The sequence below is a fragment of the Allobosea sp. P4_E12 genome (genome assembly GCF_056401655.1).
The window spans coordinates 208590-230615 of record NZ_JBFUIY010000010.1; the positions used below are offsets into that span (position 1 = coordinate 208590).

At 63.9% G+C, this 22026-nt stretch carries 20 protein-coding genes, 3 tRNA genes and 1 pseudogene; 16 read left to right on the forward strand and 8 right to left on the reverse strand.

The features are described 5' to 3' along the window. The first annotated feature begins 128 nt into the window (after nt 1-128). From AC1DW9_RS15480 to AC1DW9_RS15490, 3 genes are read left to right on the forward strand one after another with little or no spacing between them, the layout of a single operon-like run. Entirely contained in the window at nt 129-698 is a 570-nt protein-coding gene (locus AC1DW9_RS15480) for a nitroreductase family protein (protein ID WP_441506154.1), read from the forward strand. 4 nt (nt 699-702) lie between these two features. Beyond that, nucleotides 703-1308, forward strand: a complete 606-nt coding sequence (locus tag AC1DW9_RS15485; protein WP_441506153.1) for a flavin reductase family protein — start codon at nt 703-705, stop codon at nt 1306-1308. Between the two features lie 45 nt (nt 1309-1353). After that, complete coding sequence (locus AC1DW9_RS15490) at nt 1354-1500, forward strand: hypothetical protein (protein WP_441491387.1); 147 nt, start codon at nt 1354-1356, stop codon at nt 1498-1500. 42 nt (nt 1501-1542) lie between these two features. Here the strand turns inward: AC1DW9_RS15490 and AC1DW9_RS15495 are convergent, their stop codons facing one another. Then, nucleotides 1543-2421, reverse strand: coding sequence for an HpcH/HpaI aldolase/citrate lyase family protein (locus tag AC1DW9_RS15495; RefSeq protein WP_476775909.1), 879 nt, complete (start codon nt 2419-2421; stop codon nt 1543-1545). Between the two features lie 4 nt (nt 2422-2425). After that, nucleotides 2426-2923: a MaoC family dehydratase gene (locus AC1DW9_RS15500; RefSeq protein WP_441491385.1), complete on the reverse strand. Its 498-nt coding sequence runs from the start codon at nt 2921-2923 to the stop codon at nt 2426-2428. A 137-nt stretch (nt 2924-3060) separates the two neighbouring features. Between AC1DW9_RS15500 and AC1DW9_RS15505 the strand changes: the two genes are divergently transcribed. Then, nucleotides 3061-4128: a lytic transglycosylase domain-containing protein gene (locus AC1DW9_RS15505; protein WP_441506151.1), complete on the forward strand. Its 1068-nt coding sequence runs from the start codon at nt 3061-3063 to the stop codon at nt 4126-4128. Then, a complete protein-coding gene (locus AC1DW9_RS15510) occupies nt 4125-5339 on the forward strand; it encodes a DUF2336 domain-containing protein (RefSeq protein WP_441506150.1) in 1215 nt (404 codons plus the stop codon). Before AC1DW9_RS15505 ends, AC1DW9_RS15510 begins: the two co-directional genes overlap by 4 nt. Before the next feature lie 18 nt (nt 5340-5357). On the opposite strand, the gene AC1DW9_RS15515 is transcribed toward AC1DW9_RS15510, so the two are convergent. The 5 genes from AC1DW9_RS15515 to AC1DW9_RS15535 form a co-directional block, all read right to left on the reverse strand. After that, entirely contained in the window at nt 5358-6131 is a 774-nt protein-coding gene (locus AC1DW9_RS15515; RefSeq protein ID WP_441506149.1) for an NAD kinase, read from the reverse strand. A gap of 136 nt (nt 6132-6267) precedes the next feature. Next, nucleotides 6268-7137: an MBL fold metallo-hydrolase gene (locus tag AC1DW9_RS15520; protein WP_441506148.1), complete on the reverse strand. Its 870-nt coding sequence runs from the start codon at nt 7135-7137 to the stop codon at nt 6268-6270. A gap of 202 nt (nt 7138-7339) precedes the next feature. Further along, nucleotides 7340-7816: a hypothetical protein gene (locus AC1DW9_RS15525; protein ID WP_441491380.1), complete on the reverse strand. Its 477-nt coding sequence runs from the start codon at nt 7814-7816 to the stop codon at nt 7340-7342. Nucleotides 7817-7902: 86 nt separating this feature from the next. Continuing rightward, a tRNA-Thr gene (locus AC1DW9_RS15530) sits at nt 7903-7977 on the reverse strand. A 119-nt stretch (nt 7978-8096) separates the two neighbouring features. Then, nucleotides 8097-9773: an MFS transporter gene (locus tag AC1DW9_RS15535; RefSeq protein WP_441491379.1), complete on the reverse strand. Its 1677-nt coding sequence runs from the start codon at nt 9771-9773 to the stop codon at nt 8097-8099. Between the two features lie 323 nt (nt 9774-10096). On the opposite strand from AC1DW9_RS15535, the gene AC1DW9_RS15540 reads away from it, so the two are divergent. After that, the gene (locus AC1DW9_RS15540; protein WP_441491378.1) at nt 10097-10582 is read left to right on the forward strand and encodes a hypothetical protein; all 486 of its coding nucleotides are present in this window, start codon (nt 10097-10099) and stop codon (nt 10580-10582) included. A 3-nt stretch (nt 10583-10585) separates the two neighbouring features. Here AC1DW9_RS15540 and rlmB read toward each other — a convergent pair whose 3' ends face one another. Beyond that, entirely contained in the window at nt 10586-11389 is an 804-nt protein-coding gene (gene rlmB / locus AC1DW9_RS15545) for a 23S rRNA (guanosine(2251)-2'-O)-methyltransferase RlmB (RefSeq protein ID WP_441491377.1), read from the reverse strand. Between the two features lie 130 nt (nt 11390-11519). On the opposite strand from rlmB, the gene AC1DW9_RS15550 reads away from it, so the two are divergent. From AC1DW9_RS15550 to AC1DW9_RS15595, 10 genes and pseudogenes are all read left to right on the forward strand, one after another. Continuing rightward, a complete protein-coding gene (locus AC1DW9_RS15550) occupies nt 11520-12080 on the forward strand; it encodes an AAA family ATPase (RefSeq protein ID WP_441506146.1) in 561 nt (186 codons plus the stop codon). A gap of 186 nt (nt 12081-12266) precedes the next feature. Further along, a tRNA-Tyr gene (locus AC1DW9_RS15555) sits at nt 12267-12351 on the forward strand. A 50-nt stretch (nt 12352-12401) separates the two neighbouring features. Further along, nucleotides 12402-12475: transfer RNA gene (locus AC1DW9_RS15560), tRNA-Gly, on the forward strand. A gap of 82 nt (nt 12476-12557) precedes the next feature. Further along, nucleotides 12558-13047 (forward strand): annotated as a pseudogene (locus AC1DW9_RS15565) (DDE-type integrase/transposase/recombinase); the annotation flags it as partial. A 174-nt stretch (nt 13048-13221) separates the two neighbouring features. Continuing rightward, entirely contained in the window at nt 13222-14727 is a 1506-nt protein-coding gene (locus AC1DW9_RS15570; RefSeq protein WP_441506145.1) for a hypothetical protein, read from the forward strand. 600 nt (nt 14728-15327) lie between these two features. Next, on the forward strand, nt 15328-17040 hold the full coding sequence (locus tag AC1DW9_RS15575; RefSeq protein ID WP_441506144.1) for a type I secretion system permease/ATPase: 1713 nt from the start codon (nt 15328-15330) through the stop codon (nt 17038-17040). A gap of 119 nt (nt 17041-17159) precedes the next feature. After that, nucleotides 17160-18596, forward strand: coding sequence for an HlyD family type I secretion periplasmic adaptor subunit (locus tag AC1DW9_RS15580; protein WP_441506143.1), 1437 nt, complete (start codon nt 17160-17162; stop codon nt 18594-18596). 923 nt (nt 18597-19519) lie between these two features. Continuing rightward, nucleotides 19520-20812 carry a nicotinate phosphoribosyltransferase gene (gene pncB / locus AC1DW9_RS15585; RefSeq protein ID WP_441506142.1) on the forward strand — a complete coding sequence of 431 codons (1293 nt, stop codon included), beginning with the start codon at nt 19520-19522 and terminating at the stop codon, nt 20810-20812. Nucleotides 20813-20938: 126 nt separating this feature from the next. Continuing rightward, the gene (locus tag AC1DW9_RS15590) at nt 20939-21625 is read left to right on the forward strand and encodes a hypothetical protein (protein WP_441506141.1); all 687 of its coding nucleotides are present in this window, start codon (nt 20939-20941) and stop codon (nt 21623-21625) included. A 291-nt stretch (nt 21626-21916) separates the two neighbouring features. Then, on the forward strand, nt 21917-22026 hold a 110-nt coding region (locus AC1DW9_RS15595), incomplete at its 3' end, for a GTP-binding protein (protein WP_476775914.1).

Consider the following 22026-nt stretch of genomic DNA (forward strand, 5'->3'; position numbering starts at 1 on the left):
CTTGACGCCCTTGCGCCCGCGTCTGAGCAGGCTTGCTTGTCCTCTTCATGGCAAACCACTAGTTCAGATGCCAATAGCGCTGGCGGCCCCATAGGCTCTGCCGGCCGTTTCTCTCGCCCGGAAGTCTCATGACCGATACGCTCGCCCTGCTCAAGCTGCGCCGTTCGGTGCCGCCGCAATTCCTGTCTGCTCCCGGCCCCAGCGCCGACCAACTCCGCGACCTGTTGACCATTGGCACGCGTGTGCCCGATCACGGCAAGCTTGCGCCGTGGCGCTTCGTTCTGTTCGAGGGCGCTGCCCGCGAGACGGCCGCCGATGTGGTCGCAAAGGTGTTTCGCGCCAGGAATCCTGATGCCGACGACGAGAAGGTGGCGTTCGAGCGGAAGCGCCTGACCCATGCGCCGCTGATCATCGGCGTGGTCTCGCGTGCGCGGCCTCATGTCAAAATTCCGGAATGGGAGCAGGAGCTTTCCGCCGGGGCCGTCTGCATGAACATCCTCGTGGCTGCTCACGCGATGGGTTTCGGTGCTTCCTGGCTGACCAACTGGTTTTCGTTCGACCGCGACGTGCTCTCTGCGTTCGGCCTCGCTGATGATGAGCGCATGGCAGGCTTCATCCATATCGGCACGCCCGAAACCGTCCCCGCCGACCGGGACCGGCCGGTGCTCGCCGACATCGTCAGCAATTACGGGGCCTGAGCCGATGATCTACTCGACCGCGCTCCAGGACCACGGCCTGCCGCACGACCCGTTCAAGGCGATCGTGACGCCGCGTCCGATCGGCTGGATCACGGCGCTGAGTGCCAAGGGCGAGATCAATCTCTCGCCCTACAGTTTTTTCAACGCCGTCTCGTCGCGGCCGCACATCGTGATGTTCTCCTCCGAGGACAAGAAGGACGCGGTTTCCTTCATCGAGGAGACGGGCGAGTTCACCTGCTCGCTGGTCACCAAGGCACTGGCGCAGCAGATGAACCTGACATCGGCGCCGCTGCCGCGCGGGGCGAGCGAATACGAGCATTCCGGGCTCGCAATGGCCGAGTCAAGATTCGTCAAGGCTCCGCGTGTCGCCGGCAGCCCGGCCGCGCTCGAGTGCAAGCTGCTCTCCATCCAGCAGCTCAAGGATCTCGACGACAAGCCGGTGCCGCGCTGGATGGTGCTGGGTCAGGTCGTCGGGATCTTCATGGATGACGCCTATGTCCGGGACGGACGTTTCGACACGGCGGCGGCCCATCCGATCGCCCGCTGCGGCTATGCGGACTATGCCGAGGTCGACCACCTGTTCTCGATCATCCGCCCGACCGGCGGCTGAGCAGGGCCCGTGCCGCGGCCGCCGGACGAGGATGACGACTGGCGAATGACCGTCAATCTGCTTGCGATCATCGCCACGCTTCTGCTGCTTGGCGCCGGAATCTGGCTGCTCTTCGGACTCGATCGCGCGCGGAAGGCGCAGGATTGCCTGTCCTCGACACAGCGCAACTGCCGCCAGATCCGTGTTCCCTGATCGAACCTGGGAAACCGATTCTTCAGAATCGGTTTCCCAGGTTCATCGACCCAGCTTCTCAGCCCGCCCCTTCAGGCGCTGTGCCCTGACAAGATGGGGGCGATCGAGCATCTCGCCGTTGAGCCCGATCACGCCCACACCCGGATTGGCCGCGAACAGGGCGATGATGGCCTCGGCCTTGGCGACCTCCTCGGGCGCTGGAGCGAAGACCTCGTTGATGACCGGGACCTGCGCGGGATGGATCGCCATCTTGCCGGTGAAGCCGTCCCGGCGAGCCGCGATGCATTCGGCGCGAAAGCCATCGGCATCACGGAAGTTTGTGAAGACGGTGTCGATCGCATCGACCTGCGAGGATGCGGCGGCGAAGAGCGTGAGCGATCGGGCAAGGCGGTAGGGATCGGCATAGGAGCCGTCGCTCAGCCGGTTGGTCTCGGCGCCGAGATCAGCGGACAGGTCTTCCGCTCCCCAGGTCAGAGCCGCGAGCCGATGGGTCGCGCCGGCATAGCTGCTGAGGCCGAAGATGCCCTTTCCGGTCTCGGTGGCGATCGGAATGATCCGCGTCGCGCCGTCCGGGAGTTCGCATTCGGCCTCCCGAACAGCGATCCTGGCGGCGAGATGCGAGACATCGGTGCCGCCCTCGGATTTCGGCAGCATGATCGCATCGGGGGCACCCGGCATGATCATGTCGAGGTCGGCATCGCTGAGCCCGGTCGTGAGTGCATTGATGCGCACGATCAGGAGGGGCCGCTTCGCCTGCTGGCGAGCCGCCTTGAGGAAATCCAGGCTGATGGTGCGGGCCTGGGCCTTACCGTCGAGTGCGACGGAATCCTCCAGGTCCAGGATCAGCGCATCGGCGCCGCTCTCCAGGCCCTTCTGGAGCTTCTTCGGGCTGTCGCCCGGTACGAAAAGGAGCGAACGCATCCGGTCAGACCGCGATCGTCGTGGGTTCGGGGTGTTTGCGCATGAAGGCCTGGCGGCGACATTGGGCGACCAGGGTGCCGTCCTGCTTAAAGGCGCGATGGTGGAACTCGACGATCCCGGCATCGGGTCGCGAGCGGGACTCACGCTTGCCGACGATTTCGGTGACGCAGTTCACGGTGTCGCCCTCGAAGAGCGGGGCAGGGAAGGTCACGTCGGTCATGCCGAGATTGCCGATGGTGGTGCCGACCGTGGTGTCGTTGACGGAGATGCCGATCATCAGCCCCAGCGTGAACAGGGAGTTCATCAGCGGCTTGCCCCACTCCGTCTCGGTCGCGCAGAAATGCGCATCGATATGAAGAGGTTGCGGATTCAAGGTCATGTTCGAGAAGAGCATGTTGTCCATCTGGGTCACGGTGCGCGTAAGCCCGTGCTCGATGACCGCGCCGACCTGGAAATCCTCGAAATAGATCCCGCCGCGCTTGTGCCGTTTCACCTCGGTCATGAACGCTCCTCCAATGCCGCATTCCGGCGCTTCAAGCCGGCTCGGTGATTCCGCGTGTTTAACGGTTCGCTTACCATAATCGGGGCAGTCTCCACAGGAGCTCCGGCACCTTGCGCTCGGGCTGCCCGAGAGTCTGCATGTTCCTGTTCACTACGCCTACGACGCGCGAGACTGCACCGGCCAATCCGGTCGTCAATGCCATTCGCGACGGCGCCGAACGGAGCGGTGCCGGTTTCGATTACCTGCTGAAGACGGCGCAGCGCGAATCGGCGCTTGATCCCGATGCGAAGGCCAAGACCTCGAGCGCCACCGGGCTGTTCCAGTTCATCGAGCAGACCTGGCTTTCCATGGTGAAGCAGGAGGGGCCGAAGCAGGGGCTTTCCAATTACGCCAATGCGATCAGCGCCGACGAGACCGGTCGGCTCAGCGTGCCGGACGCCGCGACGCGAGAAAAGATCCTGCAACTGCGCAATGATCCGCAGGTGGCTGCCGTCATGGCCGGGGCACTGACCCAGAAGAACCGCGACCAGCTTGCCTCGACGCTCGGTCGCCAGCCGAATGCCGGCGAACTCTACATGGCGCATGTGCTCGGCTCGCGTGGCGCGAGCGACCTCATTCGCGCCGCCGGCAACGATCCGACGCGGGTCGCAGCCAAGGACTTTCCCGAGGCCGCTTCGGCCAATCGCAACATCTTCTTCGACAAGGCCGGCCGCGCCCGCACGGCCCAGGAGGTCTACGGCGTGCTGGCGGCGAGCCATGCCAACACGCAGCTTGCCGCAGCAACCACGACCGGGAGCGTCAACTCCGCGGCCGGCACTGACCAGCCGGTGCCGATTGCTGCCGCATTGGCGCCTGGCCGGGCCAAGGGGCTGATCGGGCTGTTCTCGACCGAGGGCTCGCGCCAGCCGGTCTCCAAGGCGGTGGCCAATCTCTGGACGACGCCGCGTAGCGATGCTTCGCGTCTGGCGGCGCTCGATCCGGCCGACCGCTATTTCCCGCGGCAGGGCGCAAGCGACGCCGCTCCGTCTCCTCCGTCCGCCTCACCGGTGCCCGCGAACCCACCGACTGCTACAACTGCTCCCTTGCCGCCATCGCGCCCGCTCGACCTGACCCAGGCTGGGAACACCGTACCCAAGTCCGCGGCGAAGCCGCGTCGTGCCCCGCTCGATCTTTCCGCCTTCATGGTCGAGCGGAGCGGCACATGATCGTTCGCCGTTTCCTGCTCTGGGCCCGGACCGCCAATGCCGAAGCCCGTGCCTCCGGCGCAGCCGCGCTTGCGGGTGCCTATTTGCACTCCGGTATGTCCGACGAGGATCGCCGCGAGGCCGAAACGGCGCTGATCGCCCTGATCGACGATCCGTCGCCCCTGGTTCGCCGCGCCATCGCCGAGGAGGTCGCGACCTCGCCGCGTGCGCCGCGTGCGCTGATCCTCAACCTCATCGCCGAGCAAAGCGACGTGAATGCACTGGTTCTGGCGCATTCACCGGTGCTGTCCGAGGCGGACCTGGTCGATGCGGCTGCCGTCGGGGATGCTCTGGCGCAACGCGCGATTGCACAGCGGCCGTGCCTGCCGACCAGTGTTGCGGCAGCACTCGCCGAAGTCGGCTGCGAGGAAGCGCTGCTGGCCCTGGCAGGCAATCGCAGCGCATGGATGCCGAGTTTCTCGCTTGAGCGCATGTTCGAGCGCGCGGGCGGCTCCGGTGCCTTGCGCGAGGCGCTGCTTGCCCGAAACGATCTGCCCGCAGGACTACGCCAGGCCATTGCAGGGCGGATGTCGGATGCGTTGGCGAGCTTCGTCTCCGGCTGCGGCTGGCTGACGCCGGAGCGCAGCGCAAGGCTGGCGCGCGAGTCGACCGAGCGGGTTGCCGTCGCTCTCGCAGCAGGCGGCGAAGACAGCGATGCGCCTGCGATCGTCGAGTGCCTGCGCGAGAACGGCCGGCTGACGCCGGGGTTGATGCTGCGCTCGCTCCTCAGTGCAGAGCCGGCCCTGGCGGAGGCGGCGTTCTCGTCCCTTTCCGGTCTGCCGCTCGCTCGCGTGTCGGCGATCCTCCGGGACCGGAGTGGCGCGAGCTTGCGGGGGCTGTATCGGAAGGCCGGCATGCCGGGCTCGTTGCTGCCGGCCTTTGCGGCAGCAATCGCCGCATTGAACATGTCCGGCTTCGAACGGGTGAGCGGTACGCAGGGCATCGACCGCGCCATCATGGCCAGCGTCATGAGCTGCTGCGAGAGCCTTGAAAGCAGTGAGGCCGATTCGCTGAACGGTCTGCTGCGGCGGCTCGATGCCGAGGCGGCGCGCGAGGAAGCGCGGCTGATGGCGGATTCGTTTGCAGATGATGCGGCGCTCGCCCTGCTGGTCGAGGCCGATCCGTCCCTGCTCGTCGAACTCGACGAGGCGGATATTCGAAACGCTGCCTGAGGCGTCGTCGCCGGCTGGTCAGTAGCCGAATTGCTCGCGCAGGATGCGTTCATCCAGGCTGTGGCCGGGATCGTGCAGCATGACGAGGTCGATGTTGCGGTCGATCGCGATCGCGACCGAGACGACATTGTCGATCTGGATATGGTCGGCCATCGCACTGACGGGGCGTTTTGGCGCTTCCAGGACCTCGATCATCACCTGCGCCTGGTCGGGAAGCAGGGCGCCGCGCCAGCGCCGCGGGCGAAAGGCGGCGATCGGAGTCAAGGCCAGCAAAGGCGCATCGAGCGGCAGGATCGGGCCATTGGCCGAGAGATTGTAGGCTGTCGAGCCCGCAGGCGTCGCGAGCAGGATACCGTCGGAAATCAGTTCCTCCAGCCGCACCTGGCCATCGACGGACAGGCGCAGCTTCGCCGCCTGGTAGGAGCGCCGGAGCAGGGACACTTCATTGATCGCCTTGGCACGGTATTCCCGGCCATTCTCGTCGATCGCGAGCATCGAAAGCGGGTGGACGATGCTGCGATGGGCGGCTTCCAATCGCTTGGTCAGGCCTCGCTCGCGGAACTCGTTCATCAGGAAGCCGACCGAGCCGCGATTCATGCCGTAGATCGGCTTTCCTGTGCCGATGAAGCGATGCAGCGTCTGCAGCATCAGCCCGTCGCCACCAAGCGCCACAATGACATCGGCGCTGTCGCAATCGGCATTGCCATAGCGCGCGACGAGCTTCTCCAGCGCGGCTTCGGCCTCTGGCGTCTCACTGGCGACGAAGGAGATGGCTGCGAAGCGCGCGGTCATCAGGGGGTCCGGATCAGCCAGGCTCAGGGGCAGGGAGCGGTTGGCATAGCACGGCGGTGACGGAAGGGGCGAGCCAGGGCAGGCATAAAAAGAGCCGGGGTCGCCCCCGGCTCGATGCGCGACGATGCCGCATGCCTCAGATGGACGTGGTCCATTGCACGGGCACGAGCTCGAAGCCGTTGCCCGATTTCGCGATGTAGCCGGTGGCCGGGAATGGCGCATGGTAGAACGCGACCTGCATCTTGTCGGCAGAGACCATGTCGAGCAGCCTGCGACGCGTGGCGGCAGCCTGCGGGCCATCCATATCGAACACCGCGGACCAGTCGGGATTGCGGGCGAAGAGGGCTGGGTGGTTGGTCGTGTCCGACATCACCATCATCCTTGCCGTGCCGGAGCTGAGCGCGAAGGTGGTGTGGCCGGGCGTATGGCCAGGCGCCGCGATGGCGGTGATGCCCGGCAGGATCTCCTTGCCGGCCTCAAACTGCTTCACATCCTTGGAGACAGGGCCGAAGACGCGGCGCACGCCGCCAAATGCCCCCTTCATGGCCTCGGGCGCGGCGTTCATCTTGGCGTCGTCCATCCAGAAGGCCCATTCCGCCGCCGGGACCATGACCTCGGCATTGGGGAAAACGGCCGTGCCGTCCTTCAGGCGGAAGCCGTTGATATGATCGCCATGGAAATGGCTGAAGACGACCGTCGAAACATCCTTGGGATCGAAACCGGCGGCACGGAAATTGGCGAGCCAGGTTCCGGAGGTCGGCGCGCCCGAATCGCCATTGCCGGTATCGATCAGGATGAGCTTTCCGCCGCTCTGGATGGCGAGCGTCGTAAAGGTGATGTTCAAGGCATCGGCTGGCAGGAAGGCCTGCGCCATCGCCGCCTTGACCTCCGCGAGTTCGGCATTGCGGACGAAGCCCTCGAGCTGACGACGGGCGAAGCCGTCATTGATCGCGGTGAGGACCATGTCCCCGATCTTGTAGCGATAGTATCCGGGGGCCTGATTCACGGGGGCTCCTTGCGCTTGAGCCGGTGTGAACCCGGCGGGTAAATCCAACGTGGTGGCAACAGCGAGTGCGCCGGCACCGGCAATCACGGTGCGGCGCGACGGACTAAAAGGCGGCATTGCAGTCTCCCTAGGCGCGTCTTCGGCCTGGGCAGCAGCCTAGCGTCCGGTTCGGGGGCTTCAACCGCGCGGGATTGTTGCGGGGTCAACTTTCCGTGAGCGGTGCGTTTATGGTGCGCTGGCCGTCTGCGGGGATGCGTTGGTCGTGCGAAGGGGCGCTGGCAGCCAGCAGTCCGTCATAACGTGCGAGGGCCCGCAGCATGGCCGCGCAAAGGGCCAATGAGCCGAGCATGGCGTTGCCCGAACATTCCGCGACCAGGGCCTGGAAGGCAGCGCTATCCTCCTCGGCCAGGCATTGCAGGCTCCAGCTCCACTCCGGAGCCTTCTGGCGCAGGAGGTTGATCGCGACGTCGATATTAGCGCTGACCAGGCCGAGCGCCTTCCAGAGCGAACCCTGCTGATAGATGCCGCCCATGGGCGTGCGGCGGCCGACGAGATGGCTCGGCTTGCGCCGTACGGTGAAGCCCAGCGCCTCATAGATATCGGCATCGAGCGCGCGATCGGGCTTTTCGGCCGTCTCGCAACGCTCGGCCAGCGCGAGCAAGTGTTCCCGTCTGTCCATGGCCGTTCGCCCAGCCCGGAGGCTCTCACACCATCGCTTGCACGTTCGTGCCGCTAACCGGTCGCGCGAAGCGAGCCAGAGATGTGTGGTGCCGGATGAGGGGATTGAACCCCCGACCTTCGGTTTACAAAACCGCTGCTCTACCGCTGAGCTAATCCGGCCCGGTCAGCCAGATGCGGTTACCAGCCGCGCGCGGCGAGGGCAAGATCGGTTACCGCTTGCCCAAAGAAAAGCCCCGCCTCCAGGGAGGCGGGGCTCGTACCTGTCGGTGATGGGCCGATCAGTTGTTGTCGTAGGTGAGAATGTCGCGATCCTTGGTCTCGGGCACGAAGAGCATGCCGATGACGAAGGTCATCATCGCGATCACGATCGGGTACCAGAGGCCGTAGAAGATGTCGCCGGTGCCAGCCACCATGGCGAAGGAGGTCGCCGGCAGCAGGCCACCGAACCAGCCGTTGCCGATATGGTAGGGCAGCGACATGCCGGTGTAGCGGATACGGGTCGGGAAGAGCTCGACCAGGGCGGCGGCGATCGGGCCGTAGACCATCGTCACATAGATGACGAGGATCGTCAGGATGCCGATGATGGTCAGCGACTGGGCGTTGAACAGCGCGTTCATGAAGCCGGTCTTGACGATCCGGGCGTCGCCCGCCGCGGGATAGCCGGCGGCGACCGCTTCCTTGGCGATGTTGGCGGCGAAGCCGGCATCGATCGCGACATCCTTGCCGTTGACCGTGACCTTGGCCGCGGTGCCGGCCGGGGCCGGGACCTGGGTGTACTGGATCGCCTGCGAGGCGAGCGTGCGGCGGGCGACATCGCAAGGCTGGGTGAAGGTGCGCACGCCGACCGGGTCGAAGACCGAGCCGCAGCTGGCAGGATCGGCGACGACCTGAACCTTGACGTTCTCATGGGCTGCGGCGAGGCCGGGATTGGCTGCCTTGGTGAGCGCGCCGAAGAGCGGGAAATAGGTCAGCGCCGCGATCAGGCAGCCGGCCAGGATGACGGGCTTGCGGCCGATCCTGTCCGAAAGCGAGCCGAACAGGATGAAGCCGCCGGTGCCGAGGATCAGCGACCAGGCGATCAGCACGTTGGCCGAATAGAGATCGACCTTCAGGATGCTCTGGATGAAGAACAGGGCGTAGAACTGACCGGTGTACCAGACGACGGCCTGGCCGGCGGTGAGGCCGAACAGCGCCAGCAGCGCGATCTTCGCATTCTTCCACTGGCCAAAGGCCTCGGAAAGCGGTGCTTTCGAGCCGCTGCCCTCTTCCTTCATCTTCTTGAAGGCCGGCGATTCCTGCATCTGCAGGCGGATCCAGACCGAGATCGCCAGCAGGAAGATCGAGGCCAGGAATGGAATGCGCCAGCCCCAGGCAGTAAATTCGGCCTCACCCATGGTGGTGCGGATGCCGAGAATGACGATCAGCGAAAGCAGCAGGCCGAGCGTCGCCGTGGTCTGAATCCAGGAGGTGTAGAAGCCGCGACGGCCCGGAGGCGCATGCTCGGCGACATAGACCGCTGCGCCGCCATATTCACCGCCGAGCGCCAGGCCCTGCAGCATGCGCAACGCGATCAGGATCACCGGTGCGATCCAGCCGATCGAGTTGTAGCTCGGCAGCAGGCCGACCAGGAAGGTCGAGGCGCCCATGATCACGATCGTGACGAGGAAGGTGTATTTGCGGCCGATAAGATCACCCAGGCGGCCGAAGAACAGCGCACCGAAGGGGCGGACGAGGAAGCCGGCGGCGAAGGCGAGCAACGCGAAGATGGCGCGCGTATTCGGATCGAAGGCCGAGAAGAAATGCGCGCCGATCATCACGGCGAGCGAACCGTAGAGATAGAAGTCGTACCATTCAAAGACGGTGCCGAGCGACGAAGCGAGAATGACGCGCTTCTCTTCCTTCGTCATGGGGCGTCGCGTCGCCGCAGCCCCCGATGTCTGTGCTGCCATGCTCATGGCGTTCTCCCCTGAATAATGCCCGGCATCGGGACTATCCCCCGGGCCGCCCGTTTCCCTGTGGCTCGATTTCTTGCGACACGATGCCACTGCCTGCCGGGTGAAGTTTCGCTTGCACCAATCCGGCAATTGCACAGGAATGCGCTGACGCGAAATGTTGTGCAATCAAGCACTTGGTCTTGCATCGTTCGACGTAAGACTTAAGGCGTAGAGGTCTTTCCCTCGTTCCCGCACGCGGCGGATTTTCCCGGATTGGCAGTGCGGCGCTGACTGTCCTATAGTCAGCGCGAGGCCGACATGATGCGGGGAAGGGGAGCGCGCTGATGCCGCGCATCCATGCAACGTTGCCGCTGCTGGCATTCCTGGTTTTCCTGAGCCCGGTCAGCGAGGTTGTGGCAGCTGGGTCAGGCAGGGCTTTCGCGCCGGCCGGGCCGCCGTCCTTTGCGCCGCGAATGGCTCCTGGCTTTCGGCATTTGGCGCGCCAGAATGGACCGATATTCCGGCATGATCGTGCCCGACGTTTCCTGGGCAACCCGGGGTTCATCGGCGGCCCCTGGTATTCCCCCTCCGATTTCGGCCGCGACACCGTGATCCTGCAGGAGCGCGAGGCAGAGCGGACTATCGATCGCTCGCGCGATTATACGCCGGTGATGGTGGGGATTCCGCAGCCCCCGACGCCCGAGCCGGTGATCTACCGGCTGGAAGGTTCACGGCAGCGGCCGATTGTGCGCATCATCCGTGTCGGCGAGCAGGGGAGCTATGCCCGCGACGAGGACGGCGCCCGCATCCGCAATGTGCCCCGGCGCTGAGTGTCAGCGCCGCCGGCTTGCCGCATAGAGCGCGATCGCGGTGGCGTTTGAGACGTTGAGGCTGGTGATCGCACCCGGCACTTCCAGCCTTGCGAGATGGTCGCAGAGATCGCGGCTGCGCTGACGCAGGCCTTTCCCTTCCGCACCCATCACCATGACGAGTGGCCGCTGCAGGGCGATTTCGTCGAAGGCAGTCGCCCCTTCCGAATCAAAGCCGATTCGCTGGAAGCCGCGCTTGCCAAGCTGATCCAACGCATCGCCGAGATTGCGCACGGCGATCAGCGGAACATGCTCGAGCGCGCCGGATGCCGATTTTGCCAGCACGCCGGTTGCTGCCGGAGAATGGCGAATCGTGACAATCACCGCGGCAGCGCCGAACGCGGCGGCCGATCGCAGGATCGCTCCGACATTGTGCGGGTCGGTGATCTGGTCGAGCGCGAGCACGATCGCATCGTCGGGAAGGCTGTCCAGATCAGGCGAGGGCAGGGGATCGCAGACCAGATAGAGGCCCTGATGCACGGCATCTGGAGTGAGCAGGCGGTCGATCTCGGACGGGCGGACCAGCTCGGGTTCGAGCGGCAGCGTGCCGACCTCCTCGCTCAGCCGCTTCAGGGCGTTCTCCGTGGCGAGGAGGCGTCGAAAGCGTCGATTGGGATTGCGAAGTGCCTCGATGACCGGATGGACGCCGTAGAGCACGGCCTCGTCGATATCGCCGGGCCGGTGTGGCGGGGGGCCGGCATCGCGGTCGCGGCGTGCGAAGGGCTTGCCGCCGGGCCTGGCCGGCTTGGGGCGGAACGGCGCGGGCATGGGGACCTCCGAAGCGTGACGGCCCATGCCCTGCCACGGCGGGCGGCGCTTTGCCAGCCCGGACGACGGATTTTCGGTGTCGAGCAGCAGCGGACGCTGTCGCAGGCAAGAGGGATTGAGAGGGAACGGGATGGCTAGGACCGAGGATATCCAGCGCTTCGTCGTGATTACCGGTGGGCCCGGTTCCGGCAAGACGACGTTGATCGAGGCGCTCTCAAAGCGAGGATTTGCGACGTCTCCGGAAGCCGGCCGCGCCATCATTCGCGATCAGGTGGCGATCGAGGGACAGGCATTGCCCTGGGCCGATCGCGAGCTCTTCGCCGAGCTGATGCTGAGTTGGGAGCTGCGTTCCCATCAGGCTGCGAGGGAGCAGGCCGGGCTGGTCATTTTTGATCGAGGGGTTCCCGATATCGCGGGTTATCTGAGGCTCTCGGGACTTGGTGTTCCCGCGCATGTGGACAACGCGGCAAGACGGTTCCGCTACCGAAGCGAGGTCTTCGTCGCGCCGCCCTGGCGCGAGATCTTTGGGCAGGACGAGGAGCGCAAGCAGGATTTCGCCGAGGCTGAGCGAACCTACGAGGCGATGGTCGCGGCCTATGACGATTATGGCTACCGGCTGTGCGAGGTACCGCGGTTGAGCGTGGAGGCGCGCGCGGATTTCATCGAGGCTTGGATTACAGTTGGTTTCTGAGGCTCTGGCCATGCCGGCCCCGGAAAGGGGCTGGGGACGGATACAAGGAAACGTGGGTGAACCGGCTTTTTGCCGTTGACACGCCGGAGCCCGGTCACCATAAGTCCGCCCGCACCTGTTGCCCGTCACGAAAGTGAAACAGGCGCTTGGACAACGTTGCTTCACGGCGCGCGTCCACGACACGGCGGGGGAATGTCCCGAGCGGCAAAGGGGGCGGACTGTAAATCCGCTGGCTATGCCTTCGCAGGTTCGAGTCCTGCTTCCCCCACCACCGTGTCCTGTCTATGTTGATGTCGCCGTTCAGGCGGTGTCGCACCCGGCGCGGGTGTAGCTCAATGGTAGAGCAGCAGCCTTCCAAGCTGAATACGAGGGTTCGATTCCCTTCACCCGCTCCAACACTCTCGCCTCAGAATGGCGAAGAGCCGGCTCGGTGCATCCAGACAGGTCGGATAAGTGTAGCTCCTGCCTGAACACGGCGAGGTGCTCCATCGCCGGCCGAACACCTCGAAGCCGGCGCCGGGATACAAGATCTTCCCCCACCTTCTGCGCAAGCAGCCGGTTACGCGGCCTAATCAGGTCTGGGAAATGGATGTCTCCTACATCCCCATGGCGCGCGGCTTCGTCTACCTGAGGGCTGTCGTCGATTGGTTCAGACGCCGGGTTCTGGCCGGGCGTTGTCGATCACCATGGATGTCGCGTTCTGCATCGAGACGGTCGAAGAAGCGATGGCTCGCCATGGCAAGCCTGACATCGCCAACACGCATCAGGTCCGCGGTTCACCAGCCGGAAGTTCACCGCTCTGCTTATCGGCGCCAGCGTCAAGATCAGCATGGACGGCAGAGACGCCTGGCGCGCCAACGTCTTCGTCTAACGCCTCCGGCGATCAATGAAAGTTGAAGAGGTCCATCTGCGCGCCCATGGCGGCGTGTCCGAGGCTCGCGCCTCGATCAGGTGGTATCTGACCTGGCTCGCCACAAGTTCGTCGGCCAATCGCCTTTGCTTCTGCGCAGATTAGCCTCGATCTCGGCTGATTGACGCCATGAAGGTAAACAATCTTCCGGCCGCCTCGTACCGTTTTGGTACACGACGCTCCCCCACCCGTGGCTATCGCTCACGGCACCCAGAGAGAGGGAAGACCGCCTTGGCTCGCTTCGCGCATGATACGCATCAACGACACGACAACCATCACCAGCACGGTGATCACAATCCGCCCCAACCGCCCGAGACGCCCACTCCCCCCACCTCATCTGCTCCGGAATTTTCGGATCTCGGCGCCACGTTCAACGACGCGACCCGCGCGCTCGTTGGCGGCCTATGGCAAAACGCAGTCGAGGAAGGCGGCCAAGGCCATGGCAGCGTGGTGCGATATGTGGACGACCTCAAAGCGGTGGAGAGCGGTCTCCAGTCCGAGATAAAGGCAGGTCAATTTTCCGGCGACACGCTCACGCATATCCAGACGGTCTTGTCCGATATCACGACCGCGCTTTCGGCCGCGACAGCATCCGTGAATGGCGGCGGATCATTCGGCAGCGTCGCAAATGCCGAGGCTGCTCTGCGTGCAAGCCATCTCGAAATCCTCGATACCGTCAATAACGATCACACGCTTTCGACCTTGGCCACGCAGAATGGCGCGACCGGATTTCTCGCGGCGCCGGAGACGCTACCCGACGGCGTGACTGCGGCGACTGCGCCTCATGCCACCCTGGCCGAGATCGGTGCCATCTTCAACGATGCGGCCAATCGCATTCTCGGCGGTGTCAATTCGGACAACAAGGCGATCATCACCAGTGACATGAACGCCGTCGTCAGCGGCCTCAAGCATTTGATCGACGCGCAGCCCGCGCAGTTCGAGGGTCTCACCGGCATTCATGCCGACACCGTCATGAGGCAGGCGCAACTCGAAATCACCTATATCAACCAGGCTGGCATCGACCCGGACGCCGGCCGGGGCAGCAACGACAATATCCTGGACATGATCGATATCATCCAGGGGGATGCAAATCTGGCTGGTTTGGCCAGCCAGGGAGGCGTATCGGGCTTTTCCCAATTTCCTGACGCTCTCAATCCAACCCCGAGATATCAGGACAATGCCGCTCAAACGGCTTTCTGGGCAAACTTCATCGCGCAAGGCAACTCGCTGGGCCAGCGGGCAGAACAACTTGTCGGATCGGGCGATACGCATGCGATCAATGCCCTGATCAGCGAGTTTCAAACCTTCGAAAAGAACGCAACCAAGTTCGATCTGGCGCAGGGTGGGATCTTCGGGGCACGCTTCGACAATGAATTGACACCGAGCAGCACGCTCGGGGCCGAAGTCGATGCGATGATCAAAGGTCTCAAGACCGGCGATGCTGCCCTGGTCACGGCAGCTGCCGAGGTCATCCACGACAATGCCGCAGACGTGGGTGGCAACAACATTCCGATAACCGGCGGCCATTTCAACCCGGATGGCCTGACCGTGGCCCAGGTGCTGTCGACGGCGGTCACTGCGCCCGCGACCGCAGCCGCTGATCCGAAACCAACGCCGACACCTCCGGGTACGGTCGCTGACGCTGCCCCGCCTTCGTCACACGATCACGCGACAGCCGACATCCATCATTCACCGATTGTCGATACGGCACATCATCTCCATCACATGTGGGGATGACGTCGCGCGGGCAGGCTTCCAACTCCTGGTTCATCCATGGTGTTGGAAGCCGACTCGGCCGAGCGGCCGCAGACGGGAGGACGTCATTGTTGGCGCCCGAAAGCAGCGCTGCCCCCGCCATTGCGTGATCTGATTGGCGCGGACGTCGAACTGCCGCGCCAACTCCGGAAGCGTCCCGTCGCCTTTCAGCGCCGGCAACGACACCTTTGCCTTGAAAGCCGGTCTGTGGTTCCGACATGTCCGGCGCTTCGTGGCCTCTCCTGCTCACGGCCAACCTGCCGCGTTCAGGCAAACTCGACTTAGCCGACCTGCCTTGGATTGCCCGAGCCGGCTCTGTGTCTCGCTCATGGCGGTCGCTTCATCGCGCCGCGCGGCTTGACGGGAACCGGCGCATTCTTGCCGGAAAATGGGGCGGTATCGCCCGTCAAGCACATGTGATCGCCGACACGTATCGGCCGGACAAAAAGGCGCAGAAGAGGCATGAGTCTCGCTCAAAGCTACGGACCAGAGATATTTCAATCCGGCACGATATCTGAGGGGCGCTCGATACCGGCATCTGACGATCCGGTCGCACGCGGGTTGCGCGACAGTGCGCGTCGCATGACCGGAATCGCCGTGTTCAGCGGCGTGATCAATCTGCTGATGCTGTCTGGCTCACTCTATATGCTGCAGGTCTATGATCGGGTGATCCCGAGCCGCAACATCGCGACCTTGCTTGGTCTTTCGCTCGTGGTTCTGCTGGCCTATCTCATTCAAGGCTATGCCGACGCGCTGCGCTCGCGCATGCTCTCCCGCGTCGGAACGCTGTTCGATGTCGGCCTGCAGGAAGCGATCCACACCGCGCTCGCCACGCTCCCTCTGCGCGGCGTGAAGCCCATCCTGATGCAGCAGCCGCTCCGCGATCTGGATCAGATTCGGGCGTTCATGTCGGGCATGGGGCCGACGGCGTTCCTGGACATGCCGTGGATCCCGATCTTCATCATCGCCTTGTTTCTGTTCCATCCGGCGATTGGCGTCACGGCCGTGCTTGGGACCGTTGCCATCATTGCGATGACAGTGTTGACCGAGCGCGTGTCGCGTGGGGCAGCCAGGGCCGCCATGGACAGCAGCGCGCAGCGCCAGGTCCTGGCGGATGCGACCCGGCAAAATGCCGAAGTGATCCGGGCGCTTGGAATGCAGGACCGATTCACGGCGCGTTGGTCGCAGGCCAATGAACGCTGTCTGCGCGAAAATGGCCGGGCCAGCGACGTCTATGCCAATCTCGGATCAGCTGCGAAGGTTCTCCGCTACGTGCTGCAATCCGGGATGTTGGGCATCGGCGCCTATCTCGTCGTGACCGACAAGGCGTCGGGGGGCATCATGATTGCCTCGTCGATCATGATGGGGCGGGCGCTTGCGCCCATCGAGGTGGCGCTTGGCACCTGGAAACAACTTGTCGCTGCGCGTCAGAGCATTGCCCGCTTGCGCGAAATCCTCAAGGTGACCGCTGCTCCTCCCGCGCCACCGGTGATGCTCCCGCGCCCTTACCGCGAACTCCTGGTTCAGGACCTCGCCGTTACCGCACCAGGCACGGATAAAGCGATCGTCTCGCATATTTCATTTTCGCTCACGGCGGGCATGGGATTGGCGCTTCTCGGCGCGAGCGCATCGGGAAAAACCTCGCTGTCGAAGGCCCTGGTCGGAATTTGGCCGGTCAGCAATGGCGTGGTGCGGCTTGACGGCGCAGCGATCGATCAGTGGCGCAATGAGGACCTGGGGCGTCATGTCGGCTATCTCCCGCAGGATGTGGCCTTGTTCGACGGCACCGTCGCAGAAAATATCTGCCGATTTGAAGATCAGGCGACGTCCGAGGCCATTTTGAAGGCCGCGCAGATAGCGGGCGTGCACGACATCATCTTGCGTTTGCCGGAGGGATATTCAACGCGCATCGGCGAAGGCGGCATGTCGCTCTCGGCGGGGCAGCGCCAGAGGATTGGATTGGCGCGCGCGGTCTACGGTGATCCGTTCCTCGTCGTGCTCGATGAGCCCAATGCCAATCTTGATGCGGAGGGGGAAGGCGCATTAGCGCGCGCCATTCAGATCCTGCGTCGCGACAAATCCATTGTCATCGTCATCTCGCATCGTCCCAGCGCTCTCTCCGAACTGAACATGGCGATGGTCCTCCACGAGGGCAAGACGGTTGCATTCGGCCCCCGCGACGAGATCTTTGCGCGCGTTCACACAGAGAAGACCGTGGCAACGCGCCGACCTGCGACAGTGTCAAGCGCGAACCAGATTGGCCAGACACAGGTTGCCGAGGTCGTTCCCTCGTGAACCGCAGTGGCCCCACGCAGCCTCCGGCGCATCTCAGCCCGCCCATCGCACCTGTCGACCCGACGCCGTTGGCGCCCGTGCCAGCCCATGTCGCGTCGGCCAATGGAGCTCAACGGCAAATGTTGCATATCGATACATCCCGATCGACTGTTCCCCCCAGGGGAAGCGACGCCGCGGCTACGCCGGCAAGTGACCGATTGATCGACAGGCGCCGCGCCGAGCTGACGGCTGGCACGGCGGATGCCCGGAATGATACTCTGGCGTCGCGGGTCGAACGCGCGTTCAACCGCGAGCTCAGGATTGGCCTTCGGGTTTTGATCGGTGGCGGAGTCTTGATCGGTGCGTGGAGTGCATTGATGCCGCTGGCCGGCGCGGTCGCCGTTCCCGGCAATCTGGTCGTTCAATCGAACGTCAAGGCGATCCAGCATCCGACCGGCGGAATTGTCGCGCAGATTCCGGTCCATAATGGCATGCGGGTGAACGCTGGCGATCTGCTGCTGCAACTGGATGCAACCCAGGCGCGGGCGAGTCTCCAGGTGGTGAGCAAGCAGCTTGATGAATTCCGGGTTCGGATTGCACGGCTGATGGCCGAGCGCGACGCTCACGCGCAGATCGAAACGCCGCCCGAGATGGCCGCGCGATCGGCAGAGACCGGTGTCAACGCGCTCCTGGCGTCGGAAGAGTCGCTGTTCAAGGCTCGTGCGAATGCGCGGCAAAGCCAGAAGGACTTGCTGCAAAGTCGTGTCGCGCAGCTTGGCGAAGAGATTTCAGGCCTCGATGCCCAGCTCAAATCCAAGGCAAGCCAGCTGGAATTGATCGGGGGCGAACTCTCTGGAATCAAGACGCTGTATGACAAGAAGCTTGTGCCGCTGACGCGATTTACGACCCTGCAGCGAGAATCCGCACGTATCGAGGGCGAGCGGGGGCAACTGATCTCGGCAATCGCCGAGACAAAGGCAAAAATCGGCGAGGCACAGCTTCAGATCGTAAGGATCGATCAGGACTTTCGGACCGATGTCGTGAAGGAACTCGGCGAGGCCAGGGGCAAGGAGGCCGAGCTCGTCGAGCGTGGCGTTTCCGCGCGAGACCTCCTCGACCGGATCGATATTCGTGCACCGACCTCGGGCGTGATTCACCAGCTTGCCGCGCACACGATCGGCGGTGTCGTCCGCGCCGGCGACACGGTCATGGAAGTCGTGCCGGATTCCGACGATCTGCAGGTCGAGGCGCGGCTCCAGCCCAACGACATCGACCAGGTGCGGTCGGGTCAGAAGGCGTTCATCCGCTTTTCCGCCTTCAACCAACGTGTGACACCGCAGCTGACGGGTGTCGTATCGTATGTTTCTGCCGATATCAGCCGCGACCAGCAGACCAATGCTCCGTTTTTCACGGTGAGGGTCGCCCTTCCTAACGATGAACGTCGCCGGTTGGCCGACTCGCCGCTCGTTTCGGGGATGCCGGCGGAGGTCTTCATGCAGACAGGGAGCCGCACAATGATGAGCTACCTGCTGAAGCCGATCTCCGATCAACTGCAACGTGCCTTTATCGAGCGCTGACACGGGGGGCGAGTTTTTCGGAAAGCTTCGCCTCGACTATGATCGGTTTGATGCTCTTCTCGACGAGAAGATAGAAGACAAGCAGAAGAACCTTCCGTTCGCCCTGCATCGTCATYGTTGACTGGTGTCTGCCCGGGGTCGACAGCCGAGCCGGACCATGTCCGGCCCGGATGGTCAGGTCCCGGCCTGTTCTCTATCGATAACAGGACACGATGACGTTTCGGCGCGCGGGCGGGTGCCGCAGCGTGGAATATCGAAAAAATGTGGAGTTATCGAACGATAGATCCCTCAACTTCGGCGGAGAAAACGTCTATCTAAGAAATTACTGTGCCTCGCATGGCTATCGAGATCGCACTGCCGGGTAACAGGACAAATTGGATCTGTTGGCGGCGAAGCTGTCGAATATAGCTCGCAACAGGAGACAGGACGATGGGAACGGTTCAACGGGCATGCCTGCTGATCGCCTGCGGGATTGTGTTGTCGGGCTGCCAGGTGACGCAAGAGAGGGCTGCGCAGCTTGCTCCTGTCTGCGCGATTCCGGTCAATCGGACAGTTCAATCCATGTACTGGCTTGAATGCCAGTCGGTCTATTCGTCCTCGGGCTATTATGCGAAGCGCTATTAGGAACTAGCCGAGGGGCGGACGCACGCCGCCCGCCATGTCTGGTGGTGCCCCTAGCCCTGACCCCGCACATTGCTGCCTGCGGCAGGTTCGCCTTCGACGAGACTTGCGTCAGCGCGAGGATGGCGCGGCCGCCCCGTTTTGGCTTCTGCGGGATCACCATTTGCGTGCAGAGCGTTTGCCTGCGGCCGGGCTTTGCCCTGCACGCCGCTCGCCCCCGACGCGAATTCGGGTGGATGTTCAAGGCTCGCGATCTCGCCTAGTTCTTTTCGGCCCTTCAGCCGCACGGACACGCGCGCCGCATGACCCTGACCGATATCGCGACGAGAACCTACAACCACGGCTGGCGGCTCGACCCGATCATTCGCAGCCTGCTCGATACGGATTTCTACAAGCTGCTGATGCTGCAGATGATCCGGAGCTTTCATCCGGATGTGCAAGTCACCTTCTCGCTGATCAACCGGTCCCGCCATATCCGGCTTGCCGATCTTGTCGATGAGAACGAGCTCAGGGCGCAGCTCGATCATGCCCGCGGTTTGCGCTTCAGCAAGAAGGAATTGATCTGGCTCGCGGGCAACAGCTTCTACGGCAGGACGCAGATGTTCTCGCCGGATTTCCTGGCCTGGCTCGCCGAATTCCAGTTGCCGGAATACGAGCTCAGGCGGGTGGACGGCCAGTACGAACTGCATTTCAGCGGCCCCTGGACGCACAGCACGATGTGGGAGGTGCCGGCCCTGGCGATCATCAACGAGTTGCGTGCGCGCCGGGTGATGGTTGGTCAGAAGCGCTTCTCGCTCGATGTGCTCTATGCCCGCGCCAAAGCGAAGATGTGGGCGAAGGTCGAGCGTCTGCAGCAGTTGCCGGAACTGCGCCTCTCGGATTTCGGCACGCGGCGCCGCCATGGGCATCTCTGGCAGCGCTGGTGCGTGGAGGCGCTGAAGGAGGGGCTCGGCCCACGCTTCACGGGCACATCGAATGTGCTGCTCGCCATGGACAATGATCTCGAGGCGATCGGCACCAACGCGCATGAGCTGCCGATGGTGCTCGCGGCGCTGGCAGACAGCGATGAGACGATGCTGGGTGCGCCCTACCGTGTGCTCGAGGAATGGAGCAAGGTCTATGGTGGCAATCTGCTGATCGCATTGCCTGACGCCTTCGGAACCACCGATTTCCTGCGGCGTGCGCCCGACTGGGTTGCGGACTGGACTGGGTTCCGTCCCGATAGTGCCCCGCCGATAGCCGCCGGCGAGCAGATCATCGCCTGGTGGCGCGAGAAGGGGCGCGATCCGCGCGAAAAGTTGCTGGTTTTCTCGGATGGGCTCGACGTCGCCGCGATCGAACGGGTCTACCAGCATTTCGATGGAAAGGTGCGCATGGCCTTCGGCTGGGGCACCGATCTCACCAACGATCTCGTCGGATGCTCGCCGGACGGTTCGCGCGCGCTCGATCCGATGTCGCTGGTCTGCAAGGTGACGCGGGTGAACGGCCAACCGGCGGTGAAGCTCTCCGACAATCCCGACAAGGCTTCGGGCGAGCCAGGCGAAGTCGGCCGCTATCGGCGGGTGTTCGGGGCGCACGCCGTATCTTCGCAATAGGGCGAGGCGAGTGCCGGCACGGGGGCGGTTTTCCTGCGTGCCCAATACCTTGGTTCAACTGGCGCGATGATTTCGGGATCGTTAACGCCCGCCAGTCGCATTTTGCGCAGGGGGCATTTCGACGCCGTGATTCGATTTCTGCTTGCAGCCGTTCTGGGCACGGCGCTTGCCGGCTGCGTTACGCCGGACCGAGGACTGACCTTCTCGGAGATACGCGATCTCAGGATCGTCGACGTTATCGTCGAAACGCCAAAGCCCGTCGACGGCCAGACAGCCATAGTCTGGCCGAAGGCTGGAATGGCCTATGCCGGCACGCAGAGGCCGGCATCGACCCGTCCCGTTTCCCTGGGGCGTGATCCTGCCGGAGCGGGCAATGGGCCGACGCAGGAGGAGGCTGCGTGGGATGAGAAATTCATGGCTCTCAGCCGGAGCGCGGCTGCTCGGACGCAGATGTACAGCACGCTGGCGCAGATCACTCGCGACAGCTTCCGAAAGCGCTTTACCGAACAGCCTTCGGGCAAGCACGCGGCCAAGCTGAAGGTCGTGGTGAGGTCGCTGATAGCTCCCGGTGGGCAGGCGAATTTCAGCGCGGACGTGATCGTGCTCGATGGGGTGACGGGGCGGCCGCTGACGCAATACCCTAACCTGACTGGCGTCAGGGCTGCATCGACTGCGGTCGTGCCTGCCACGCCCGTGGGAATCCTCATCGGGTTTGCTGCGCTCGCCATTGCCGACCAGATCCGGGGTGATCCAGCGTATGAGGCGATCGACAGTGCCTCCGCGTCGTTTTCCGCCTGGCTCCTGCGCGAGTAGCCGTGGCGGGGGCGTGGTTCGTGAGGGGCATTTAGGGGCTCCGGCCTTGGCCGGCTTGCGGTTGCTCGCCAAGGCCACGGACGGGGAGCTTTCTCGCGAACAGATTCCAGTGCCGGCTCACTGAGGGCGGCGGTCTCGTGACGATGCCCTGTGCGCAGGACGCATGCGGTTGGGGTGACGCGGTGCGCGGCTGGCGTCATCTCGCCCGCCACAGCTTGCATCGACGCGCAAAACCCCCTAATGCGACCCCGTTTTCCGGCCGGGGATGGCCGTCGTCGAGGAAAAGGTGTCATGGCCAAAGAGAAGTTTGCGCGGACGAAGCCGCACTGCAATATCGGAACGATTGGTCACGTTGACCATGGCAAGACGTCTTTGACGGCTGCGATCACGAAGGTTCTGGC

Bases quoted from the DNA above. Each gene is read 5' to 3' on its own strand.
- AC1DW9_RS15580 (WP_441506143.1), top strand. From the start codon at position 17,160: ATGTTGCATATCGATACATCCCGATCGACTGTTCCCCCCAGGGGAAGC.
- AC1DW9_RS15535 (WP_441491379.1), bottom strand. From the start codon at position 9,773: ATGAGCATGGCAGCACAGACATCGGGGGCTGCGGCGACGCGACGCCCC.
- rlmB (WP_441491377.1), bottom strand. From the start codon at position 11,389: ATGCCCGCGCCGTTCCGCCCCAAGCCGGCCAGGCCCGGCGGCAAGCCC.
- AC1DW9_RS15480 (WP_441506154.1), top strand. From the start codon at position 129: ATGACCGATACGCTCGCCCTGCTCAAGCTGCGCCGTTCGGTGCCGCCG.
- AC1DW9_RS15495 (WP_476775909.1), bottom strand. From the start codon at position 2,421: ATGCGTTCGCTCCTTTTCGTACCGGGCGACAGCCCGAAGAAGCTCCAG.
- AC1DW9_RS15515 (WP_441506149.1), bottom strand. From the start codon at position 6,131: ATGACCGCGCGCTTCGCAGCCATCTCCTTCGTCGCCAGTGAGACGCCA.
- AC1DW9_RS15575 (WP_441506144.1), top strand. From the start codon at position 15,328: ATGACCGGAATCGCCGTGTTCAGCGGCGTGATCAATCTGCTGATGCTG.
- AC1DW9_RS15500 (WP_441491385.1), bottom strand. From the start codon at position 2,923: ATGACCGAGGTGAAACGGCACAAGCGCGGCGGGATCTATTTCGAGGAT.
- AC1DW9_RS15505 (WP_441506151.1), top strand. From the start codon at position 3,061: ATGTTCCTGTTCACTACGCCTACGACGCGCGAGACTGCACCGGCCAAT.
- AC1DW9_RS15510 (WP_441506150.1), top strand. From the start codon at position 4,125: ATGATCGTTCGCCGTTTCCTGCTCTGGGCCCGGACCGCCAATGCCGAA.
- AC1DW9_RS15490 (WP_441491387.1), top strand. From the start codon at position 1,354: ATGACCGTCAATCTGCTTGCGATCATCGCCACGCTTCTGCTGCTTGGC.
- AC1DW9_RS15525 (WP_441491380.1), bottom strand. From the start codon at position 7,816: ATGGACAGACGGGAACACTTGCTCGCGCTGGCCGAGCGTTGCGAGACG.
- pncB (WP_441506142.1), top strand. From the start codon at position 19,520: ATGACCCTGACCGATATCGCGACGAGAACCTACAACCACGGCTGGCGG.
- AC1DW9_RS15550 (WP_441506146.1), top strand. From the start codon at position 11,520: ATGGCTAGGACCGAGGATATCCAGCGCTTCGTCGTGATTACCGGTGGG.
- AC1DW9_RS15485 (WP_441506153.1), top strand. From the start codon at position 703: ATGATCTACTCGACCGCGCTCCAGGACCACGGCCTGCCGCACGACCCG.
- AC1DW9_RS15540 (WP_441491378.1), top strand. From the start codon at position 10,097: ATGCCGCGCATCCATGCAACGTTGCCGCTGCTGGCATTCCTGGTTTTC.